18 protein-coding genes are annotated in these 16,453 nt (G+C 68.4%); 11 read left to right on the top strand and 7 right to left on the bottom strand.

Annotation, left to right across the window (positions count from 1 at the left end; all coding sequences use genetic code 11):
• Positions 1-87 precede the first annotated feature (87 nt).
• Entirely contained in the window at positions 88-846 is a 759-nt protein-coding gene (locus tag BN977_RS26165; protein WP_036402625.1) for a sulfite exporter TauE/SafE family protein, read from the top strand.
• Between the two features lie 6 nt (positions 847-852).
• On the opposite strand, the gene BN977_RS26160 is transcribed toward BN977_RS26165, so the two are convergent.
• Both BN977_RS26160 and BN977_RS26155 read right to left on the bottom strand, forming a co-directional pair.
• Positions 853-2,217 (bottom strand): neutral zinc metallopeptidase, encoded by a 1,365-nt coding sequence (locus tag BN977_RS26160; protein WP_036402624.1) that lies wholly within the window; start codon positions 2,215-2,217, stop codon positions 853-855.
• Between the two features lie 107 nt (positions 2,218-2,324).
• The gene (locus BN977_RS26155; RefSeq protein ID WP_036402623.1) at positions 2,325-3,098 is read right to left on the bottom strand and encodes an SDR family NAD(P)-dependent oxidoreductase; all 774 of its coding nucleotides are present in this window, start codon (positions 3,096-3,098) and stop codon (positions 2,325-2,327) included.
• A 98-nt stretch (positions 3,099-3,196) separates the two neighbouring features.
• Here BN977_RS26155 and BN977_RS26150 point away from each other — a divergent pair, with 98 nt between their 5' ends.
• A complete protein-coding gene (locus BN977_RS26150) occupies positions 3,197-4,744 on the top strand; it encodes a molybdopterin-dependent oxidoreductase (protein WP_084172681.1) in 1,548 nt (515 codons plus the stop codon).
• Positions 4,745-4,786: 42 nt separating this feature from the next.
• The gene (locus tag BN977_RS26145) at positions 4,787-5,161 is read left to right on the top strand and encodes a GatB/YqeY domain-containing protein (RefSeq protein ID WP_036404478.1); all 375 of its coding nucleotides are present in this window, start codon (positions 4,787-4,789) and stop codon (positions 5,159-5,161) included.
• Here the strand turns inward: BN977_RS26145 and BN977_RS26140 are convergent.
• Entirely contained in the window at positions 5,144-5,596 is a 453-nt protein-coding gene (locus BN977_RS26140) for a pyridoxamine 5'-phosphate oxidase family protein (protein ID WP_024451124.1), read from the bottom strand. The two genes, BN977_RS26145 and BN977_RS26140, sit on opposite strands and share 18 nt — an antisense overlap.
• 81 nt (positions 5,597-5,677) lie before the next feature.
• Here BN977_RS26140 and BN977_RS26135 point away from each other — a divergent pair, with 81 nt between their 5' ends.
• From BN977_RS26135 to BN977_RS32075, 3 genes are read left to right on the top strand one after another with little or no spacing between them, the layout of a single operon-like run.
• A complete protein-coding gene (locus BN977_RS26135) occupies positions 5,678-7,207 on the top strand; it encodes an ATP-dependent DNA ligase (RefSeq protein WP_036402620.1) in 1,530 nt (509 codons plus the stop codon).
• A 48-nt stretch (positions 7,208-7,255) separates the two neighbouring features.
• Positions 7,256-9,538: a carbon starvation CstA family protein gene (locus BN977_RS26130; protein ID WP_024451126.1), complete on the top strand. Its 2,283-nt coding sequence runs from the start codon at positions 7,256-7,258 to the stop codon at positions 9,536-9,538.
• Positions 9,484-9,675, top strand: a complete 192-nt coding sequence (locus tag BN977_RS32075) for a YbdD/YjiX family protein (RefSeq protein WP_081664281.1) — start codon at positions 9,484-9,486, stop codon at positions 9,673-9,675. The genes BN977_RS26130 and BN977_RS32075 overlap by 55 nt, the downstream gene beginning before the upstream one ends.
• Before the next feature lie 21 nt (positions 9,676-9,696).
• Here BN977_RS32075 and BN977_RS26125 read toward each other — a convergent pair whose 3' ends face one another.
• Together BN977_RS26125 and BN977_RS26120 are read right to left on the bottom strand one after the other, a co-directional pair.
• Positions 9,697-10,737, bottom strand: coding sequence for a TIGR03857 family LLM class F420-dependent oxidoreductase (locus BN977_RS26125; RefSeq protein ID WP_036402617.1), 1,041 nt, complete (start codon positions 10,735-10,737; stop codon positions 9,697-9,699).
• A gap of 4 nt (positions 10,738-10,741) precedes the next feature.
• Entirely contained in the window at positions 10,742-11,212 is a 471-nt protein-coding gene (locus tag BN977_RS26120; RefSeq protein WP_036404476.1) for a nuclear transport factor 2 family protein, read from the bottom strand.
• 196 nt (positions 11,213-11,408) lie between these two features.
• On the opposite strand from BN977_RS26120, the gene BN977_RS26115 reads away from it, so the two are divergent.
• The 3 genes from BN977_RS26115 (at position 11,409) to BN977_RS26105 (ending at position 12,997) form a co-directional block, all read left to right on the top strand.
• The gene (locus BN977_RS26115) at positions 11,409-12,302 is read left to right on the top strand and encodes a serine hydrolase domain-containing protein (RefSeq protein ID WP_165576374.1); all 894 of its coding nucleotides are present in this window, start codon (positions 11,409-11,411) and stop codon (positions 12,300-12,302) included.
• Between the two features lie 54 nt (positions 12,303-12,356).
• Positions 12,357-12,620 carry a hypothetical protein gene (locus BN977_RS26110; protein WP_036402614.1) on the top strand — a complete coding sequence of 88 codons (264 nt, stop codon included), beginning with the start codon at positions 12,357-12,359 and terminating at the stop codon, positions 12,618-12,620.
• A gap of 74 nt (positions 12,621-12,694) precedes the next feature.
• Positions 12,695-12,997: a PLDc N-terminal domain-containing protein gene (locus tag BN977_RS26105; RefSeq protein WP_036402611.1), complete on the top strand. Its 303-nt coding sequence runs from the start codon at positions 12,695-12,697 to the stop codon at positions 12,995-12,997.
• Positions 12,998-13,019: 22 nt separating this feature from the next.
• Here BN977_RS26105 and BN977_RS26100 read toward each other — a convergent pair whose 3' ends face one another.
• On the bottom strand, positions 13,020-13,781 hold the full coding sequence (locus BN977_RS26100) for a crotonase/enoyl-CoA hydratase family protein (RefSeq protein ID WP_036404471.1): 762 nt from the start codon (positions 13,779-13,781) through the stop codon (positions 13,020-13,022).
• A 179-nt stretch (positions 13,782-13,960) separates the two neighbouring features.
• Between BN977_RS26100 and BN977_RS26095 the strand changes: the two genes are divergently transcribed.
• The gene (locus BN977_RS26095; protein ID WP_051562165.1) at positions 13,961-14,689 is read left to right on the top strand and encodes a TetR/AcrR family transcriptional regulator; all 729 of its coding nucleotides are present in this window, start codon (positions 13,961-13,963) and stop codon (positions 14,687-14,689) included.
• A gap of 9 nt (positions 14,690-14,698) precedes the next feature.
• Here BN977_RS26095 and BN977_RS26090 read toward each other — a convergent pair whose 3' ends face one another.
• Positions 14,699-15,874, bottom strand: a complete 1,176-nt coding sequence (locus BN977_RS26090; RefSeq protein WP_036402607.1) for a thiolase family protein — start codon at positions 15,872-15,874, stop codon at positions 14,699-14,701.
• A gap of 138 nt (positions 15,875-16,012) precedes the next feature.
• Between BN977_RS26090 and BN977_RS26085 the strand changes: the two genes are divergently transcribed.
• Positions 16,013-16,447, top strand: a complete 435-nt coding sequence (locus BN977_RS26085) for a VOC family protein (protein ID WP_024451134.1) — start codon at positions 16,013-16,015, stop codon at positions 16,445-16,447.
• Positions 16,448-16,453 lie beyond the last annotated feature (6 nt).

The following is a 16,453-nucleotide window of genomic DNA, read 5'->3' as shown; positions in this document are numbered from 1 at the left end:
CTCCCCGCGAGCAGACACAGAATCCTGGTTTCACGGCCGTGAAACCAGGATTCTGTGTCTGCTCGGCCGCTGCGCCAGGATGGGCCGGTGACGTGGTGGGAGGTGCTGTTCTTGGTGGCCGCCGGAATCGGTGGCGGCTTGACCGGCAGCATCGCCGGGCTCGCGTCGGTGTCCACCTATCCGGCCCTGCTGCTGGTCGGCCTGACGCCGGTGGCCGCCAACGTCACCAACACCGTGGCACTGGTGGGCAACGGCATCGGCTCGGTGTGGGGGTCCCTGCCCGAACTGCGGGGCCAGGGCGCCGCGGTGCGACGGATGCTGCCGGCGGCCGCGCTCGGTGGCGCGGCCGGTGCGGCGCTGCTGCTGTCGATCCCGGCCGAAGGGTTCGAGAACGTGGTGCCGGTGCTGCTGGCCGCGTCGTCGGTGGCGATCGCGCTGCCGGTCCGCAACGACCCCGAACGCATTCACAGCACCAAGCACCTTGTCCTGCAGACGCTTTCGGTGTTGGCAATCTGCGTCTACGGCGGGTTCTTCGGGGCCGCGGCGGGCGTACTGCTGCTGGCCCTGTTCCTGCGCACCGGCAGCGCCACCCTGGCCGACGCCAACGCCGCCAAGAACGTGGTGCTCGGCGTGGCCAACGGCGTCGCGGCGCTCGGCTTCATCGTCTACGCGCCGGTGAGCTGGGCCGCCGTCCTACCGCTGGGCCTGGGTTGCCTGCTCGGGGCACGGCTGGGACCGGTGGTCGTCCGCCATGCCCCGGCCACCCCGCTGCGCTTGCTCATCGCGGTCGCCGGGCTGGCCCTGGCCGTCAAACTCGGCGTGGACACCTACGGGAACAACGCGTGACGCAGGTCAGTGCTCGTACTCCAGGCACGCCTCGGCTCCGTTGATGACGCCCTCGCGGAACGCCCGTACCCGATCGAACCCGGCGCCTTGGCGCTCCGCGTCGTCGTCACCGCGAAACAGCAACAGCGCCTTGATGCCTTCGTCGAGATCACCCGGTGAGATGGACCACGAGCTGGTGTCGGAGCGGTTGTGCAGGATGACGCTGGCGGTGTAGGCGCCGGCGAAGCAGTCGGAACGGGCCGTCGAGATCTTCTCGTCGGATTCGTCGCCGAGACGGGTCAGCGCGGCCAGCCCGTACTGGGTGGCGAGCAGGGTGGCCACCGCGTAGTCACCGCCCTGCTGGTACACCCGCGGCATCGTCTCGGTGTTGTCCCAACCGATGTAATCGTCGGGAACGCAATAGAACAGCGCGAAACCCTCGGCCGACTGGTCCCCGCAGTTCGGCGGGCTGGACGGGTCGAACGGTTCCAGTCCGCGCACCGGCACCCACTCCTCGCCGCGCGTGATCTCCGGGTACACCTGGGTCCAGTAGTCCTCCAGGTCGTAGGGCACCCCGTTGACGATCGAGTCGTACGGTGCGTCACCACCGCTGGCCTCGTCCTCGGCATCGCCCCAGGGCAGGGCGAGCACCATCGGCTCGTCGTCGCGGTACTGCTTACAGCGGTCCAGACCGTTGTCGAAGCCGTCCTGGAACGCGCCCACGCGGTCGAACCCGCTCCCGTGCGCGGACGGATCCAACTTGTCGGTGCCCACCGGGTCACGCAGATCCAGGATGCCGGCCAGGGCGATGTCGAGCTGGCCGCTGGTCACCTCGAAGACCTTGTCGTCCTTGGCATGGCGCGCCCAGGCACCAGCGAAACAGTCGGCCTGCAGTTCGCGGGTGACGGTGCGCGCGGTGAAGTTGGAGCGGGTCTGGATGGCGTGCCCCCACTCGTGGGCCATCACGACCGGGATGACGAATTCGCCGTACTTCGAGCTGAGTTCGGGGAACAGTCCGGTGGCATCCCAGGCGACGACGTCCTTGGAGCCGCAATAGAAGGCGTTGCCGGCGACGTCGTCGGGGCTCGATGCGCACGGCGGTGTCTCCCCCGAAGCGGGGTCGACGGCGAAGAAGCCACCCGAGACGGGTTCGTAGTCCTTGCCGTACAACTCCGGGAACTTCTCACCCCAGAACTGCTGCAGATCGGCGATCGCCTCGACGGCCAGTTGATTCAGCGGCCCCGACGCGTCGCCCTGCACCTCGATGCCCGAGGTGTCCGGCTTGGCCAGGGCCGAGGGTTTGGCGGGTTTGGCGGGCAGCTCCACCTTCGGCCCGCCGCAGCCGGCGACCACCACGACCGCGGCGCAGACCGCGGCGATTCGCTTGAACATGGGCAAACACTAATGCGCTGGCTTGGAGTTGGCTTGGAAACCGGTGAGCAGTTTCTTCGCCGTATCCGGCGTGCTCGGCGGTGACTTGGGCAACGTTTGGTGCGGGCCTACTTGGGGGCGAACCGCTGGCCCGCGTCCAGCCGCAGGCACTGCCCGTTGAGCATCGGGTTCTCCACGATGGCCAGCGCCAGCTTGGCGTACTCCTCGGGCTTGCCCAGGCGCTTGGGGAACGCCGCGTCCTTGGTCAGCACGGCCGCGTATTCGTCCGGGATGCCCTGGGTCAGGCCGGTGGCGAACAGGCTCGGCGCGATCGCCAGCACCCGGATACCCACGCTGCCCAGATCCCGGGCCATGGTCAGGCACATGGCCGCGATGGCCGCCTTCGACGCGGTGTAGGCAACCTGGCCGATCTGCCCTTCGAACGCGGCGATCGAGGAGGTGTTGACGATGACGCCGCGCTCCTCGGCCTCCTCGTCAACCGGGTCGTTCTTACTCATGTGCGCCGCGGCCAGCCGGCTGACGTTGAACGTGCCGATCAGGTTCAGATCGGTGACCTGCCGGAAGATGTCGAGGTCGTGTGGGCCGTCTTTGGTCAGCGTGCGCATCGCCGCGCCCCCACCGGCGGTGGTGACGACGATGTGCAGGCCGCCCAGGGCGTCGACGGCGCCGGCCAGCGCCCGCTCGGTCCCGGCGAAATCGGTGACGTCCGTGGCGAAGAAGGGCACGCCGATGCCGTCGGCCACCTCCTGGCCCTTGGAGTGCGGTGCCGGCCGGTCCAGGATCGCCACCCTGGCGCCGCGCTTGACGAGCGCCTCCACGGTGGCGCGGCCGAAGCCGGATGCGCCGCCCACGACGACGGCCTTCTTGCCAGAGATCTCCATCTCGCACCTTTCCATCTTCGACAGAAACTGTAACGTTAACGGAACGGCGTCACTCTTCGGTAAGGCTTTCCGGAACCTGCCTGGGCTAGCGTGGGTTCGTGAGCGCGCCCATCGCCCCCGGTACCCGATTGCTCTGCGGTATCGCCTCCGCGGCGATCACCCTCGGTGTCAGCGCGCTGGCGGCGATCCCCCTCGGCGCGTCGGCCGACGCCCGCACCGCCGTGGGGTCGAGCGTCATCGACCACACCCCGGGGCCGGTCAAGGAATGGGCCATCCAAACGTTCGCCACCTTCGACAAGCTGTTCCTGACAGTGGCGGTGCTGGTGGTGATCGCCATCCTGGCCGCGCTGGCCGGGCTGCTGGAACGTCGCCGTGTCCCGATCGGCAGCGTCATGTTCGCCGCCGCGGGAGTCGCCGGATGTGTGGCCGTGCTGACCCGCACCGGTGCCCGCCCGCTCGACATCCTGCCGACGGTGGTGGGCACGCTGGCCGGAATCCTCGCATTGCGTTTCCTCACCTCGGGCCGGCTGCGCGACGATTCGGCCAACAGTGCCGCCGACACCGATCCGGGCCGCCGGCTGTCACTGGCCGCTCTCGGGTTCCTCGGCGTGGGCACCCTGACCGGCGCGCTGGGCAGCATCTACGGCGGCCGGGTCAATTCCGTTTCCGGCGACCGGAATTCGTTCACCCCGCCACCGCTGGCCAAACCCGCACCACCGGTACCGGCCGGCGTGCAACCGGCCGGCGTGCAGCTGCCGAGCTTCGTGACCGGCAACGCCGACTTCTACCGGATCGACACCGCACTGGCGGTGCCGCAGCTGTCCCGGGCCGACTGGAAACTGCGCATCCACGGCATGGTCGATCACGAAAAGACCTACCGTTTCGACGATCTGGCCGGTTTCGAACTCATCGAGAAGATGGTCACCCTGACGTGCGTGTCCAACCCGGTCGGGGGCGACCTCATCGGCAACGCGGTGTGGACCGGCTACCGGGTGCGTGATCTGCTGGCCGCCGCCGGCGTGCATGACGACGCCGATATGGTGCTGTCCAAGTCCAGCGACGGCTTCACCGCCGGCTCCCCGGTGCAGGCGCTCACCGATGATCGCGACGCGTTGCTGGCCATCACCATGAACGGTCAGCCGTTGCCCGTCGAGCACGGTTATCCGGCCCGGCTGGTGGTGCCCGGACTCTATGGTTACGTCTCGGCGACCAAGTGGGTCGTCGACCTCGAACTCACCAGATTCGATCGGGCCCAGGCCTATTGGACGAAGCTGGGTTGGGCCCCGCAGGGACCGATCAAGACGCAGTCCCGGATCGACGTGCCCCGGTCCGGAGCCGATATCCCAGCGGGGCCGGCCCGGTTCGGTGGGGTGGCCTGGGCGCAGAATCGCGGGGTGCGCGCGGTGGAGGTGCGGATCGACGCCCCCGGTCAAGAGGGCACCTGGCAGCCCGCCACGCTGGGCTCGGCGTACTCGAACGAGACGTGGCGGCTGTGGAGTTTCGACTGGCAGGCCGATCGGCCGGGCCTGTATACCATCACCGTGCGCGCCACCGACAACACCGGGGCCGTGCAGACCGCCGACATCGCCGATGTGGTGCCCGACGGTGCGACCGGCTATCACAGCGTCGACTTCACCGTCACCTAAATCGGTTTCGTGGTCCGCCGGTGCCGGGCTAAGTTGTCCGGCATGACATCTGCGCCCGCTCAGCGCTGGCGTGCCACGCTGCGCTCGGCCCTGCTGCACGCCCGCAAACAGCGCGACACCGTACGGGTGGCGGCGATCCGCAGTGCGCTCAGCGCGATCGACAACGCCGAGACCCCGGACACCGCGCACACCAGCACCCGGATCGACGGCCCGATCGCGCACAGCGTCGCCGGCCTCGGCGCCGCCGAGGTCGCGCGCCGGGAACTCACCGAGGCCGAGATCCTGGCCCTGCTGCGCGCCGAGATCGACGAACGGATCGGCGCCGCAACGCAGTTCAGCGCCGGTGGGCACGGAGACCGGGCGGCCCGGCTCCGGGCCGAGGCCGCGGTGCTCGACGGGTTACTGGCCGGGCCCTGAGGCGGCCGCGGCGTGGTATTGCGGGCTGGTCGGGTCACGGAATTCCCGGCCGCTCATCTCTTCGGTCCTGATCCTGAGGAAGTGATCGCGGCGACCGCTCACCCATGGTGAGACGAACGTCCCGGCCACCGCCACCAGGTCGTCGACCTCGGTGATGGGTTCGGCGTGCCCGATGACCACCACACTCCAGCCCGAACGCAGGTCCTGGTCCAGTTCGTCGGCTTCGAAGGCCACGACCTGGCGTTCCGCGGCGGCGGCGAGCTTGGCGCCACCGGCGACGCGGATCACCACGTCGTCGCCCCACAGCCGGAAGTTCACCGGCTGGACGGCGGGTAGCGCGCTCTGGGTGAAGATGAGCCGGCCGACGCGGGTGGTCTGCAACCTGTCCAGGCATTGCCTGCGGTTGAGGACGTCGAGGTCGTGTGTGTTCGGCATGGTTCCACTGTCCGCCCGGATGCGCGGCGGGCACAGGGCCGAAAGTCCCGACTTGTCGGCCGTCCATGGCACCGTGGAACCATGTTGCTCAGCGCGGTGGCAGAGGCCTCGGTCGATGTGGCGGCGTCGTCGTCGCGGCTGGCCAAGACCGCCAGGGTGGCCGAGCTGCTGGCACACGCCGATCCCGCCGACGTGGGCCTGGTGGTGTCCTGGCTGGCCGGTGAGCTCCCCCAGCGCCAGATCGGGGTCGGCTGGGCCGCCCTGCGCCGGCTGCCCCGGCCCGCCGACGCCGCCACGCTGACGGTGCCGGGGGTCGACCAGGCGTTCACCCGGATCAAGGCGACCACCGGCAAGGGCTCGCAGGCACTGCGCGCCCAGCTGCTCGGCGACCTGTTCACCGCGGCCACCGCCGGCGAGCAGGCCTTCCTGCGCCGCTTGCTGTCCGGCGAGCTGCGTCAGGGCGCCCTGGCCGGGGTGATGTCCGAGGCCGTCGCGAAGGCCGCCGGGGTGCCCGCGGCGCAGGTGCGCCGGGCTGCGATGCTGGCCGGTGAGCTGCCCGCCGTCGCCGTCGCCGCGTTGTCCGACGGCGCCGCGGGTCTGGCCCGGTTCGCCCTCACCGTCGGCCGGCCGGTCGGCCCGATGCTCGCACAGACCGCCACCGGTGTCGGTGACGCACTCGAAAAGCTGGGCGGTGACGTTGTTTTCGAGGCGAAGCTGGACGGCGCCCGGGTGCAGATCCACCGCGCCGGTGCCGAGGTGGCGGTGTATACCCGCAGCCTCGACGACGTCACCGCGCGGCTGCCGGAGGTGGTCGACGCCGCGCTGGCGCTGCCGGTCACCGATTTCATCGCCGACGCCGAGGCGATCGCGCTGCGTCCGGACGGTCGCCCGCACCGGTTCCAGGTCACCGCGTCGCGGTTCGGCAACAAGTCCGGGGCGCGGGAACACCCACTGTCGGTGTTCTTCTTCGACGTGCTGCACCATGACGGCACCGATCTGCTCGACCGGCCGACCACCGACCGGCTGGCGGTGCTGGACGCGGTGGTGCCCGCCGGGCAGCGGGTGGACCGGCTGATCACCGCGGACCCCGAGGCCGCCGGGCGGTTCCTGCAGACCGTGCTGGCCGCCGGTCACGAAGGGGTGATGGCCAAATCGTCGGCTGCCCCGTACGAGGCGGGCCGGCGCGGGTCCGGCTGGCTCAAGGTCAAACCGGTGCACACCCTGGATCTGGTGGTGCTGGCGGTGGAATGGGGTTCGGGACGGCGCACCGGCAAGCTGTCCAACATCCACCTGGGCGCCCGCGATCCCGCGACGGGCGGATTCGTGATGCTGGGCAAGACGTTCAAGGGCATGACCGACGCCACGCTGGACTGGCAGACGCGGCGTTTCACCGAGCTCGCCGTCGGCGGCACCGACGGGTACGTGGTCACGGTCCGGCCGGAACAGGTCGTGGAGATCGCCTTCGACGGCGTGCAGGGCTCCACGCGGTATCCCGGCGGCATGGCGTTGCGGTTCGCGCGGGTGATCCGCTACCGCGACGACAAACGCGCCGACGAGGCCGACACCATCGACACCGTCCGGGCCCATTACGAGCGCGGCGATCGACCGTAAACGGCGGTTCGGCCCCGGCCCGGTTTGTCGCGATGAAAAGATCGCCCTATGGCTTCACCGACGAGACCTCTGGAAGAACGCAAGGGCGATATCACCTATCTCCGCACCGATGAGGACCTCCCGCCGGTCGCGATCATCGATCGCTCCCCCATCACCGTGCGGCACCGGGTCATCTTCGGGGTGATCGCCCTGCTCGGTGCGATCGCCTGGGCGGTGATCGCGTTTCTGCGCGGTGAGACGGTGAATGCGGTGTGGTTCGTCATCGCGGCCATCTGCACCTATGTCATCGGGTTCCGGTTCTACGCGCGGTTGATCGAGAACAAGATCGTGCAGCCGCGCGACGATCACGCCACCCCGGCCGAGATCTTCGAGAACGGCACCGATTACATGCCCACCGATCGGCGGGTGCTGTTCGGCCACCACTTCGCCGCGATCGCCGGCGCCGGACCGTTGGTCGGGCCGGTGCTGGCCATGCAGATGGGATACCTGCCCGGCACCATCTGGATCATCATCGGCGCGCTGGTGGCCGGTTGCGTCCAGGACTACCTGGTGCTGTCCATCTCGGTGCGCCGCCGGGGCCGTTCACTGGGCCAGATGGCCCGCGACGAACTCGGCAGCATCGGCGGTGTGGCGGCGATCGTCGGCGTGCTGGTGATCATGGTGATCCTGCTCGCGGTGCTGGCGCTGGTGGTGGTCAACGCGCTGGCCGAGAGCCCGTGGGGCGTGTTCTCCATCGCGATGACCATCCCGATCGCGATCTTCATGGGCTTGTACCTGCGCTTCCTGCGCCCGGGCCGGGTGTCCGAGGTGTCCCTCATCGGCGTGGTGCTGTTGCTGCTGGCGGTGGTCGCCGGTGGCTGGGTGGCCGAAACGTCCTGGGGTGCCGACTGGTTCACCCTGTCGAAGGTGACGTTGTCGTGGTGCATCATCATCTACGGCCTGGCCGCCTCCGTGCTGCCGGTATGGCTGCTGCTGGCGCCCCGCGATTACCTGTCGACGTTCATGAAGGTCGGCACCATCGTGCTGCTGGCCATCGGCATCCTGCTGGCCCGCCCGGTGATGGAGGCACCGGCGCTGTCCCACTTCGCCGGCAGCGGCTCGGGCCCGGTGTTCGCCGGGGCGCTGTTCCCCTTCTTGTTCATCACCATCGCCTGCGGCGCCCTGTCCGGTTTCCATTCGCTGATCTCCTCGGGGACCACGCCGAAACTGCTGGAGAAGGAATCGCAGATGCGGCTGATCGGCTACGGCGGCATGCTCACCGAGTCGTTCGTGGCCATCATGGCGCTCATCACCGCGGCCATCCTCAATCAGCATCTGTACTTCGCGATCAACGCGCCGTCGGCGCAAACCGGTACCACCGCGCAGACCGCGGCCGACTACGTCAACGGGCTCGGGCTGTCCGGCCAGCCGATCACCGGAGCGGAGATCGCCGATGCCGCCGAGAGCGTCGGCGAGAAGTCGATCGTCTCCCGCACCGGCGGCGCACCCACCCTGGCGTTCGGCATGTCCGAGGTGCTGCACCAGGTGTTCGGCGGGGCGAGCATGAAGGCGTTCTGGTATCACTTCGCGATCATGTTCGAGGCCCTGTTCATCCTGACCACCGTGGACGCCGGCACCCGGGTGGCCCGGTTCATGTTGTCGGACGGGTTGGCCAATCTGGGTGGGCCGCTGAAGAATCTGCGCGATCCGAGCTGGCGGGTGGGTGCGTGGGTCTGCAGCATCATCGTGGTGGCCGCGTGGGGCAGCATCCTGCTGATGGGTGTCACCGACCCGCTGGGTGGCATCAATACGCTGTTCCCGTTGTTCGGCATCGCCAACCAGCTGCTGGCCGCCATCGCGTTGACGGTGGTCACCGTCGTGATCATCAAACGTGGGCTGGTGAAGTGGGCGTGGATCCCCGGTGTCCCGTTGTTGTGGGACCTGACCGTCACGATGACCGCCTCGTTCCAGAAGATCTTCTCCGGTGATCCGAAAGTCGGCTACTGGAAGCAGCATTCGCAGTACGTTGCGGCCAAGGACGCCGGCAAGACCGCATTCGGGGCGGCCAAGAATCCCGACCAGTTGGACGCCGTCATCCGCAACACGTTCATCCAGGGCACCCTGTCGATCATCTTCGCCGTGCTGGTACTGATCGTGTTCGTCGCCGGTGTGGTGGTGGCCGTGCGGGTGCTGCGCGGAGCGGGCCGCCCGCTGTCGGCCGACGACCCGGTGCCCTCCAAACTGTTCGCCCCGTCCGGGCTGATCCCCACCGCCGCGGAGAAGGAGGTGCAGAAGGAATGGGACGCCTTGCCGACCTCGCCGGCCAGATCCGTTGGTACTGCTCATCATTGATGGGCGACAACCACTACCAGCGATACCTGCAGCATCGCCGCCGCACCCACCCCGGCGAACCGGTGCTGACCGAGCGGGAGTACTGGCGTCAGCGCCACGCAGCCGCGGACGCCAACCCCGCGGCCCGCTGCTGCTGACCTGCTCAGCACGTCCGCCGGTCAGGATCCCCGGTACGCGCTCACGATCGGCTCCAGTTCGTCCGGCGTGGCGCCGTGCAGGATGACGGCGTCGGCACCGTAGCCGAACTCCTGGCGGATACGGTCGGCACAGTGTTGTGCCGTCCCGGTGGCTGAGGGTTCCAGCCATTCGTCGGGGATCAGGGTGGCGATGTGTTCGATCTGCTCGGCGGTGGCCTTGTGATCGATGCCGCCGGGAATCGACGTCACCACCGGATCCGACCGAAAGCGCTGCAGCACGGCCGGATCCCAGTTGTTCGTGCTGACCATCAAATCGCCGTAGCCCTGCAGGTAGGTGGCCAGCCGGGCCACCGTCTTCTTGAGTCGCAGTTCTTCGGGCAGGTGGTCGCCGACGGTGGCGAAGCAGGACCACACGCGCACGTCGGCCGGATCCCGGCCGGCCTGCTCGGCGGCGTCCTTGACGGTCTTGACCGCGCGTTGCAGCGTCTCGGGGGTGAAGTAGGTGTGCAGGATGACGTCGTCGAAGACGCGGCCCCCCAGCGCCAGGGTCTGCGGCCCGAATGCCACGACGGCCAGCCGGATGTCCTCGCGGAAATCGGGATCCAGGAACAACAACTGATACTTGCCGATCGGGCCGTCGTGGTTGAAGATCACCTCGCCGTGCCACAGCCGGCGCATCACCGTGGCGAAATCCTCCATCTGGGCGGTCGTCACGGCAGGCACCCCGAAGGCGTTGTACATGGCGGCGATGCCGCGGCCGATGCCCAGGGTGAACCTGCCGCGGGACAACTTATGCATGGTGGTGGCCCACGACCCGGTGATCAGCGGATGCCGGGTGTTGTGATTGGTGGCCGCGGTGGCGATCCGCATGCGGCTGGTCACCGCGCACGCCGCCCCGGTCAGCGACGACGCCTCCTTGACGTTCCAGCGCTCCGAGATGAACGCCGTACCGAACCCGAGTTCCTCACCGCGGCGCGCCTCGTCCATCAAGGTCGCCGGCCCGTCTCCACCGGCGCCGGCCAGCAGATAGAAACCCAGTTCGTCCAGCGGCGCCGCGGTCACGCCCCTAGCCCCTGGTCACCGGTGCGGGCTGGCGATCATCGGCGGGCGGGGTGAACCGCAGGATGGTGCGGGTCAGGTGCAGTGTCGTGATCACCCATGTCCCCGAACGCTTTTCGTACGTCTCGTGATAGTGACCGGCACCGAAGAGCTCACTTCCGTTGGGGAACAACAACAGATCCTCCATTGCCCAGATGCCCGAGGCGGTGGTGTCGGAGGTGATGGTGATTTCCGGGGTGTGACAGTGGTGTTTGGTCTGAGCCCCCTCGACACCGCCGAGGACGACGGGCAGGAACTCGTCGAGGCCGTGCAACTCCGGCGCGGTCTGACCGTCGGCGCCGCCGGTGGAGATCGCCATGTCGAGCTTGACCACGACGTCCGGTGCGAACACCGTTTTCCACGCCTCGATGTCCTTGGTGTCCAGGAATCTGCAGTAACGGGCCTTGAGCTGGCGGATGGCTTCGTATTCAGGTTCCATCATTCGTCGGTTACACCCATGCACTGACCCCTTCCGGTAAAGGCAACGGTAGCAGCCGGGTGGCCGCCTTCGCGGACACGACAGCCATGATGGACCGGTGCAGGCATCTGAACTCGGAGAGGCGACCGGCGACTCGGATCTGATCGCGCGGGTCGAACCCCTTGCCCGGGCCGCCCGCCTCACCGACCGACTCAGCGTGGTGAGCATCCGTGGCGGCGTACACCGCCACGCCCATTTCGGAGCTGGGCCCGGCACGGTTTACGAGATCGGGTCCGTCACCAAAACCCTGACATCACTGCTTTTCGCAGAGGCCGTCGAGTCGGGCGAGCTGCGCACCGACACACGCGTCGGGAGCCTGCTGGACCTCGACAGCAGCCCGGCGGCCGACGTCACACTCGAGGAACTGGCCAGTCACCGTTCCGGGCTGCCTCGCGTCGCCACGGGCCTGCGGGATCGCGCGAATGCGATTGTCGCGGTCCTGCGGCACCGCAATCCGTACACAGCCGACCTTCAGGGGTTGCTCACCCAGGCCCGGGGCGCGAAAATAGCTGGCAGAGGCCAGTTTTCGTACTCCAATCTCGGTGCTGCGCTGCTGGGTCAGGCGCTCGCCGCCCACGCCGGGACAGGGTTTCCCGAACTGCTGCACCGCCACCTGTTCACTCGGCTCGGTATGACGCGGTCGAACACACCGTTGTCCAGCTTGGACCTGCCCGCCGGTGCGCCGACGGGATGGAGTGCGCGCGGCACCCGCGAGCAGGCCTGGACTTTGGGCGCGTACGCGCCTGCGGGCGGGGTCCGCTCAACTGCCGCCGACATGGCGACCTACGCGCAAGCGTTGCTCGACGGGGAGGCGCCGGGCCTCACCGCGCTCGAACCCCGTTGGGATGCCGGGAATGGAAGTCGGGTCGGTTACGGGTGGTTCACCGATCGCGTTGCGGATGTCGACATCGCCTGGCACAACGGCGCCACCGGGGGCTTTTCGAGCATGCTGGCTCTCGACCGGGCCGGCGCCGCGGCGGTGGTGATGCTCGCCAACACCGCCGTCGCGGTTGACGAGATCGCGCTACGGCTTCTGGTGGATGCGACGTGACTCGAGTCGATCGACGCCACCCTAGTTGTCGGACCCCTCTGCGAGAAGGGTGTCATGTCCACCGCCGCAGCGTCTTTGGAACCCAAAGAGCGGTTGGCGGTGCTGTTCGGTGAGATCGGTGAGTTGTGCGGGCAACGCAACGCCATCGACGGCCGTTTGGTCGAGATCGTCGCCGAGATCGAGCGCGAGGACCTGGCCGGGATGACCGGTTGCCGCTCGATCGCCGCCCTGGGGAACGCGCCCAATGGTGGTGGTACCAACCCTTCCAACCACCACCGGCGACGAGCGACAACTAGCCGCGCCCCGCGCGCTTGCTAGATTCGCAGTAAGTGAGTCGGCCCAGCGTTGTGTCGTCCCAACGCTGGCCGCCGGCCCACGAGAGGATACTGCCCGTGCCCTACCTGGGATTACTGGTCACCGCGCTCTTGGTGACCGCCATCGTCGATATCGCACGCGCTGACGAGGCGCGCATCCGCGGCTTCGGCCGCACCCAATGGACGTTGCTGGTCGTCCTCGCCCCGGTGGCGGGCGCGCTCGCCTGGTTCATCGCGGGGCGCCCGTCGCCCGACCGGGTCGTCCCCGCAGCGCCGAGCATCGACGAGGCCGCCGAAGAGGAGTTCCGCCGGCGGTGCCGGGAGCGCGCCGAGATGCAGCGCCGGGCGGCGCGGTCACGACGCGACAGCGCGCCCGACTGACCCGCCTGGGCTCCCTGGGCGATCAGCTACCGGTCCAATTCGGCTTGCGCTTCTCGGCGAACGCGGTCGCCCCTTCGATCGCGTCCTTGGACGAGAACACCGGTGCGATCAACTCGTTCTGCTTATGCCACATCTCACTGTGGCTCCACTCGGCCGACTTGACGATGATCTCCTTGGTGACCGCCACCGCGAGCGGACCGTTGGCAGTGATCTTCTCGGCGAGTTCGAGCGCGCCGGCCAGCGCGCCGCCGGGTTCGGTCAGCTTGTTGACGAACCCCCACTCGGCGGCCTCTTCGGCGGTGAAGTTCTCCCCGGTCAGTGCCAGTTCCAGCGCCTTCTGATACGGGATGCGGTGCGGCAGCCGCAGCAGCCCACCACCGGCGGCCACCAGACCGCGCTTCACCTCGGGGATGCCGAACTTCGCGGTGCGCGAGGCGACGATCAGATCGGTGGCCAGCACCATCTCGGTGCCGCCGGCCAGCGCGTAGCCTTCCACCGCGGCGATCACCGGCTTACGCGGCGGCCGCTCGGTGAATCCGATTCCGCGGCCCGGCACATACGGCAGCTCGCCGGCGGCGAACGCCTTGAGATCCATTCCGGCACTGAAGTTTCCGCCGGCGCCGGTGAGGATCGCCACCGAAAGGTCCGCGCTGTCGTCGAGCTCGTCCATCGCCGCGGCCAACCCCTGAGCCACCGGGAGGTTGAACGCGTTGCGTGCCTCGGGCCGGTTGATGGTGATGACCAGGGTTCGGCCCTGCCGTTCGGTGAGGACTTCGTCTGCCACGCTCATCCCTCGCTCACTGTCCGATTGTGCGTTCCGGTAGGTCTGGAAAACACTACTAAATCCATTACAGTAACCAGCCCGCGAAGCATCTGGGCCCACTCGCCACGGTATGCCTCCCGGTAAGCTTGACGGCCTCCCACCACGCGTCGTGGCAGAGAGTACGGATGGAGGTGTCTGCGGTGGCAAAGCAGCCGGTGGCCGAGAAGCGGCAACGACGGGAGCGCGGGTCCATCAATCCAGACGACATCATCAAGGGCGCCTTCGAACTCGCCGAACGGGTCGGCATCGACAACCTCAGCATGCCGCTGCTGGGCAAGCACCTCGGCGTCGGCGTCACCAGCATCTACTGGTACTTCCGCAAGAAGGACGAACTTCTCGACGCGATGACCGATCGGGCGCTCAGCGAGTACGTCTTCGCGACACCGTATGTGGAGGCCGAGGATTGGCGTGAGACGTTGCGCAATCACGCCCGCACCATGCGAAAAACGTTCGTGGGCAACCCGATTCTGTGCGATTTGATCCTGATCCGCGCGGCGCTGAGCCCGCGCGCGGCCAAACTGGGCGTGCAGGAGATGGAGAAGGCCATCGCGGGCCTGATCCAGGCGGGCCTGAGCCCGGCCGATGCGTTCGACACATACTCGGCGGTCACGTTGCATGTCCGCGGTTCGGTGGTGCTACAGCGGCTGGCCGAGAAGAATCACCAGGCCGATGGAGACGGACCGAGCGCCCCCGACCGGACCTTCGTCATCGACCCCGAGGTGGCGCCGCTGCTGGCCCAGCTCACCAGCGCGGGGCACAGCTTCGGCGCCTCCGACGAGAAGAACTTCGAGTACGGGCTGACGTGCATTCTCGACCACGCGGCCACCAAGATCGGCAAACCGAAGGGCGGTAAGGCGCGCGGCAAGTAGCCCGCTGGGCTACACCTCGATGACGACGCCGCCGCCCTGTCCGCCGCCGGCGCACATCGCGGCCACCCCGATACCGCCGCCGCGACGCTGCAGTTCGTAGATCAAGGTGGTGATCATCCGCGCGCCGGAGGCGGCGATCGGATGCCCCAGGCTGCAGCCGCTGCCGGAGAAGTTGACCCGGTCTTCGTCCAGTCCGTACTCGCGCACGGCCGCCACCGGCACGGAGGCGAACGCCTCGTTGATCTCCCACAGCGTGACGTCCGAAGGCTTGAGACCGGCCCGGTCCAGGACCCGGCCGATCACCTTGACCCCACCGAGCCCGGTGTCGCGGGCCGCGACGCCCACCGAACCCCACGCGCGGACCTTGCCCAGCACCGTCAGATTTTCGGCCGCCGCGTAGTCATCGGCGACCAGCGCGACGGCAGCGGCGGCGTCATTGGTGCCACTGCTGTTGCCCGCGGTGATGGAGAATCCCTCGATCTCCGGATGCAGGACCTTGAGGGCGGCCAGCTTCTCGACGGTGGTGTCGCGGCGCGGGTGCTCGTCGACGCTGAAGTCGATCACCGAGCCGTCGGGCTGGGTGACCTTCAGCGGCACGATCTCGTCGAGGAACTTGCCGGCGTCCTGGGCGGCGACGGCGCGTTGATGTGAGCGGGCGGCCCACGCGTCGAGGTCCTCGCGGGTGAGCCGGTAGGTCTGCGCGGTGTTCCAGCCGACGGTGATCGACATGTCCCGCGCCGGGGCGTCCGGCGTCTCGACGTGGATCGGCGGCAGCCACCGCTCCTCGAACTTGAGCTCGGGCCCCGGGATGCGCTGGTTCATCAGCGGTGTCATCGACAGGGACTGCACGCCACCGGCGACCAGGGCACGCTCCATGCCCGAGCCGATCTGCGCCGACGCGTTGCCGATCGCGGTCAGGCTGCCCGCGCAGTGCCGGTTGACCGACTGGCCCGGCACGTTCTCCAGACCCGCGACCAGCGCCGCGTACCGCGCGAGATCACCGCCGCCGTAATGCGATTCGGCGATGATGATGTCGTCGATCACCGACGGGTCGACACCCGACCGGCGAATCACCTCCGGCAGCACCGCACCGAGCAACGCCTCCGGCGGCGTGTTGACCAGCGTGCCTTTGAAGGACCGGCCGATGGCGGTGCGGGCAGCGCCGACGATGACGGGTGTGGGCATCTCTTCCACCTTTACGGTATCCAGTGATTATGTAAACGTAGCACCCACTGTAGGCGGGCCGGCGTGTGGTTGGCTACTGCGGTGGCCGGCCGCGGAAAGCCGCACCGTACGACGTCGGCTGACCGCTATGGTCGGGTGATGGACCAGCAGCTCAACTTCGTCACCATCGCCGCGGTCGACCTGGACGCCACCCGCCGCTTCTACGGCACGCTGGGCTGGCATGCGCTGCTGGACGTCGAGGGCGAGATCGTGTTCTACCAGACCGCCCCGGGACAGGTGCTCGCGTTCTTCCTCGCCGAGAAGTTCAATGCCGACCTCGGGTTGCCCGCCGACCATCCGGGCGCCACGGTGTCCGGAATCACCCTGGCCCACAACGTCGGCAGCGACAGCGCGGTCATCGACATCGTCGCGGCGATGGCCGAGGCCGGCGGCACGATACTGAAGGCCCCACAGCCGGGCCAGTTCGGTGGTGTGTTCCACGCCCACGTCCGCGACCCCAACGGAGTGGTCTGGGAGATCGCGCACAATCCGGGATGGCGGGTCGACCCGGACGGCACGGTGCGGCTGGGCTGAGCGACG

It is taken from the genome of Mycolicibacterium cosmeticum (assembly GCF_000613185.1).
GTDB classification, from domain to species: domain Bacteria; phylum Actinomycetota; class Actinomycetes; order Mycobacteriales; family Mycobacteriaceae; genus Mycobacterium; species Mycobacterium cosmeticum.
The sequence above is the reverse complement of the archived record's forward strand: the minus strand, read 5'-3'. Positions and strand labels throughout refer to the sequence as shown.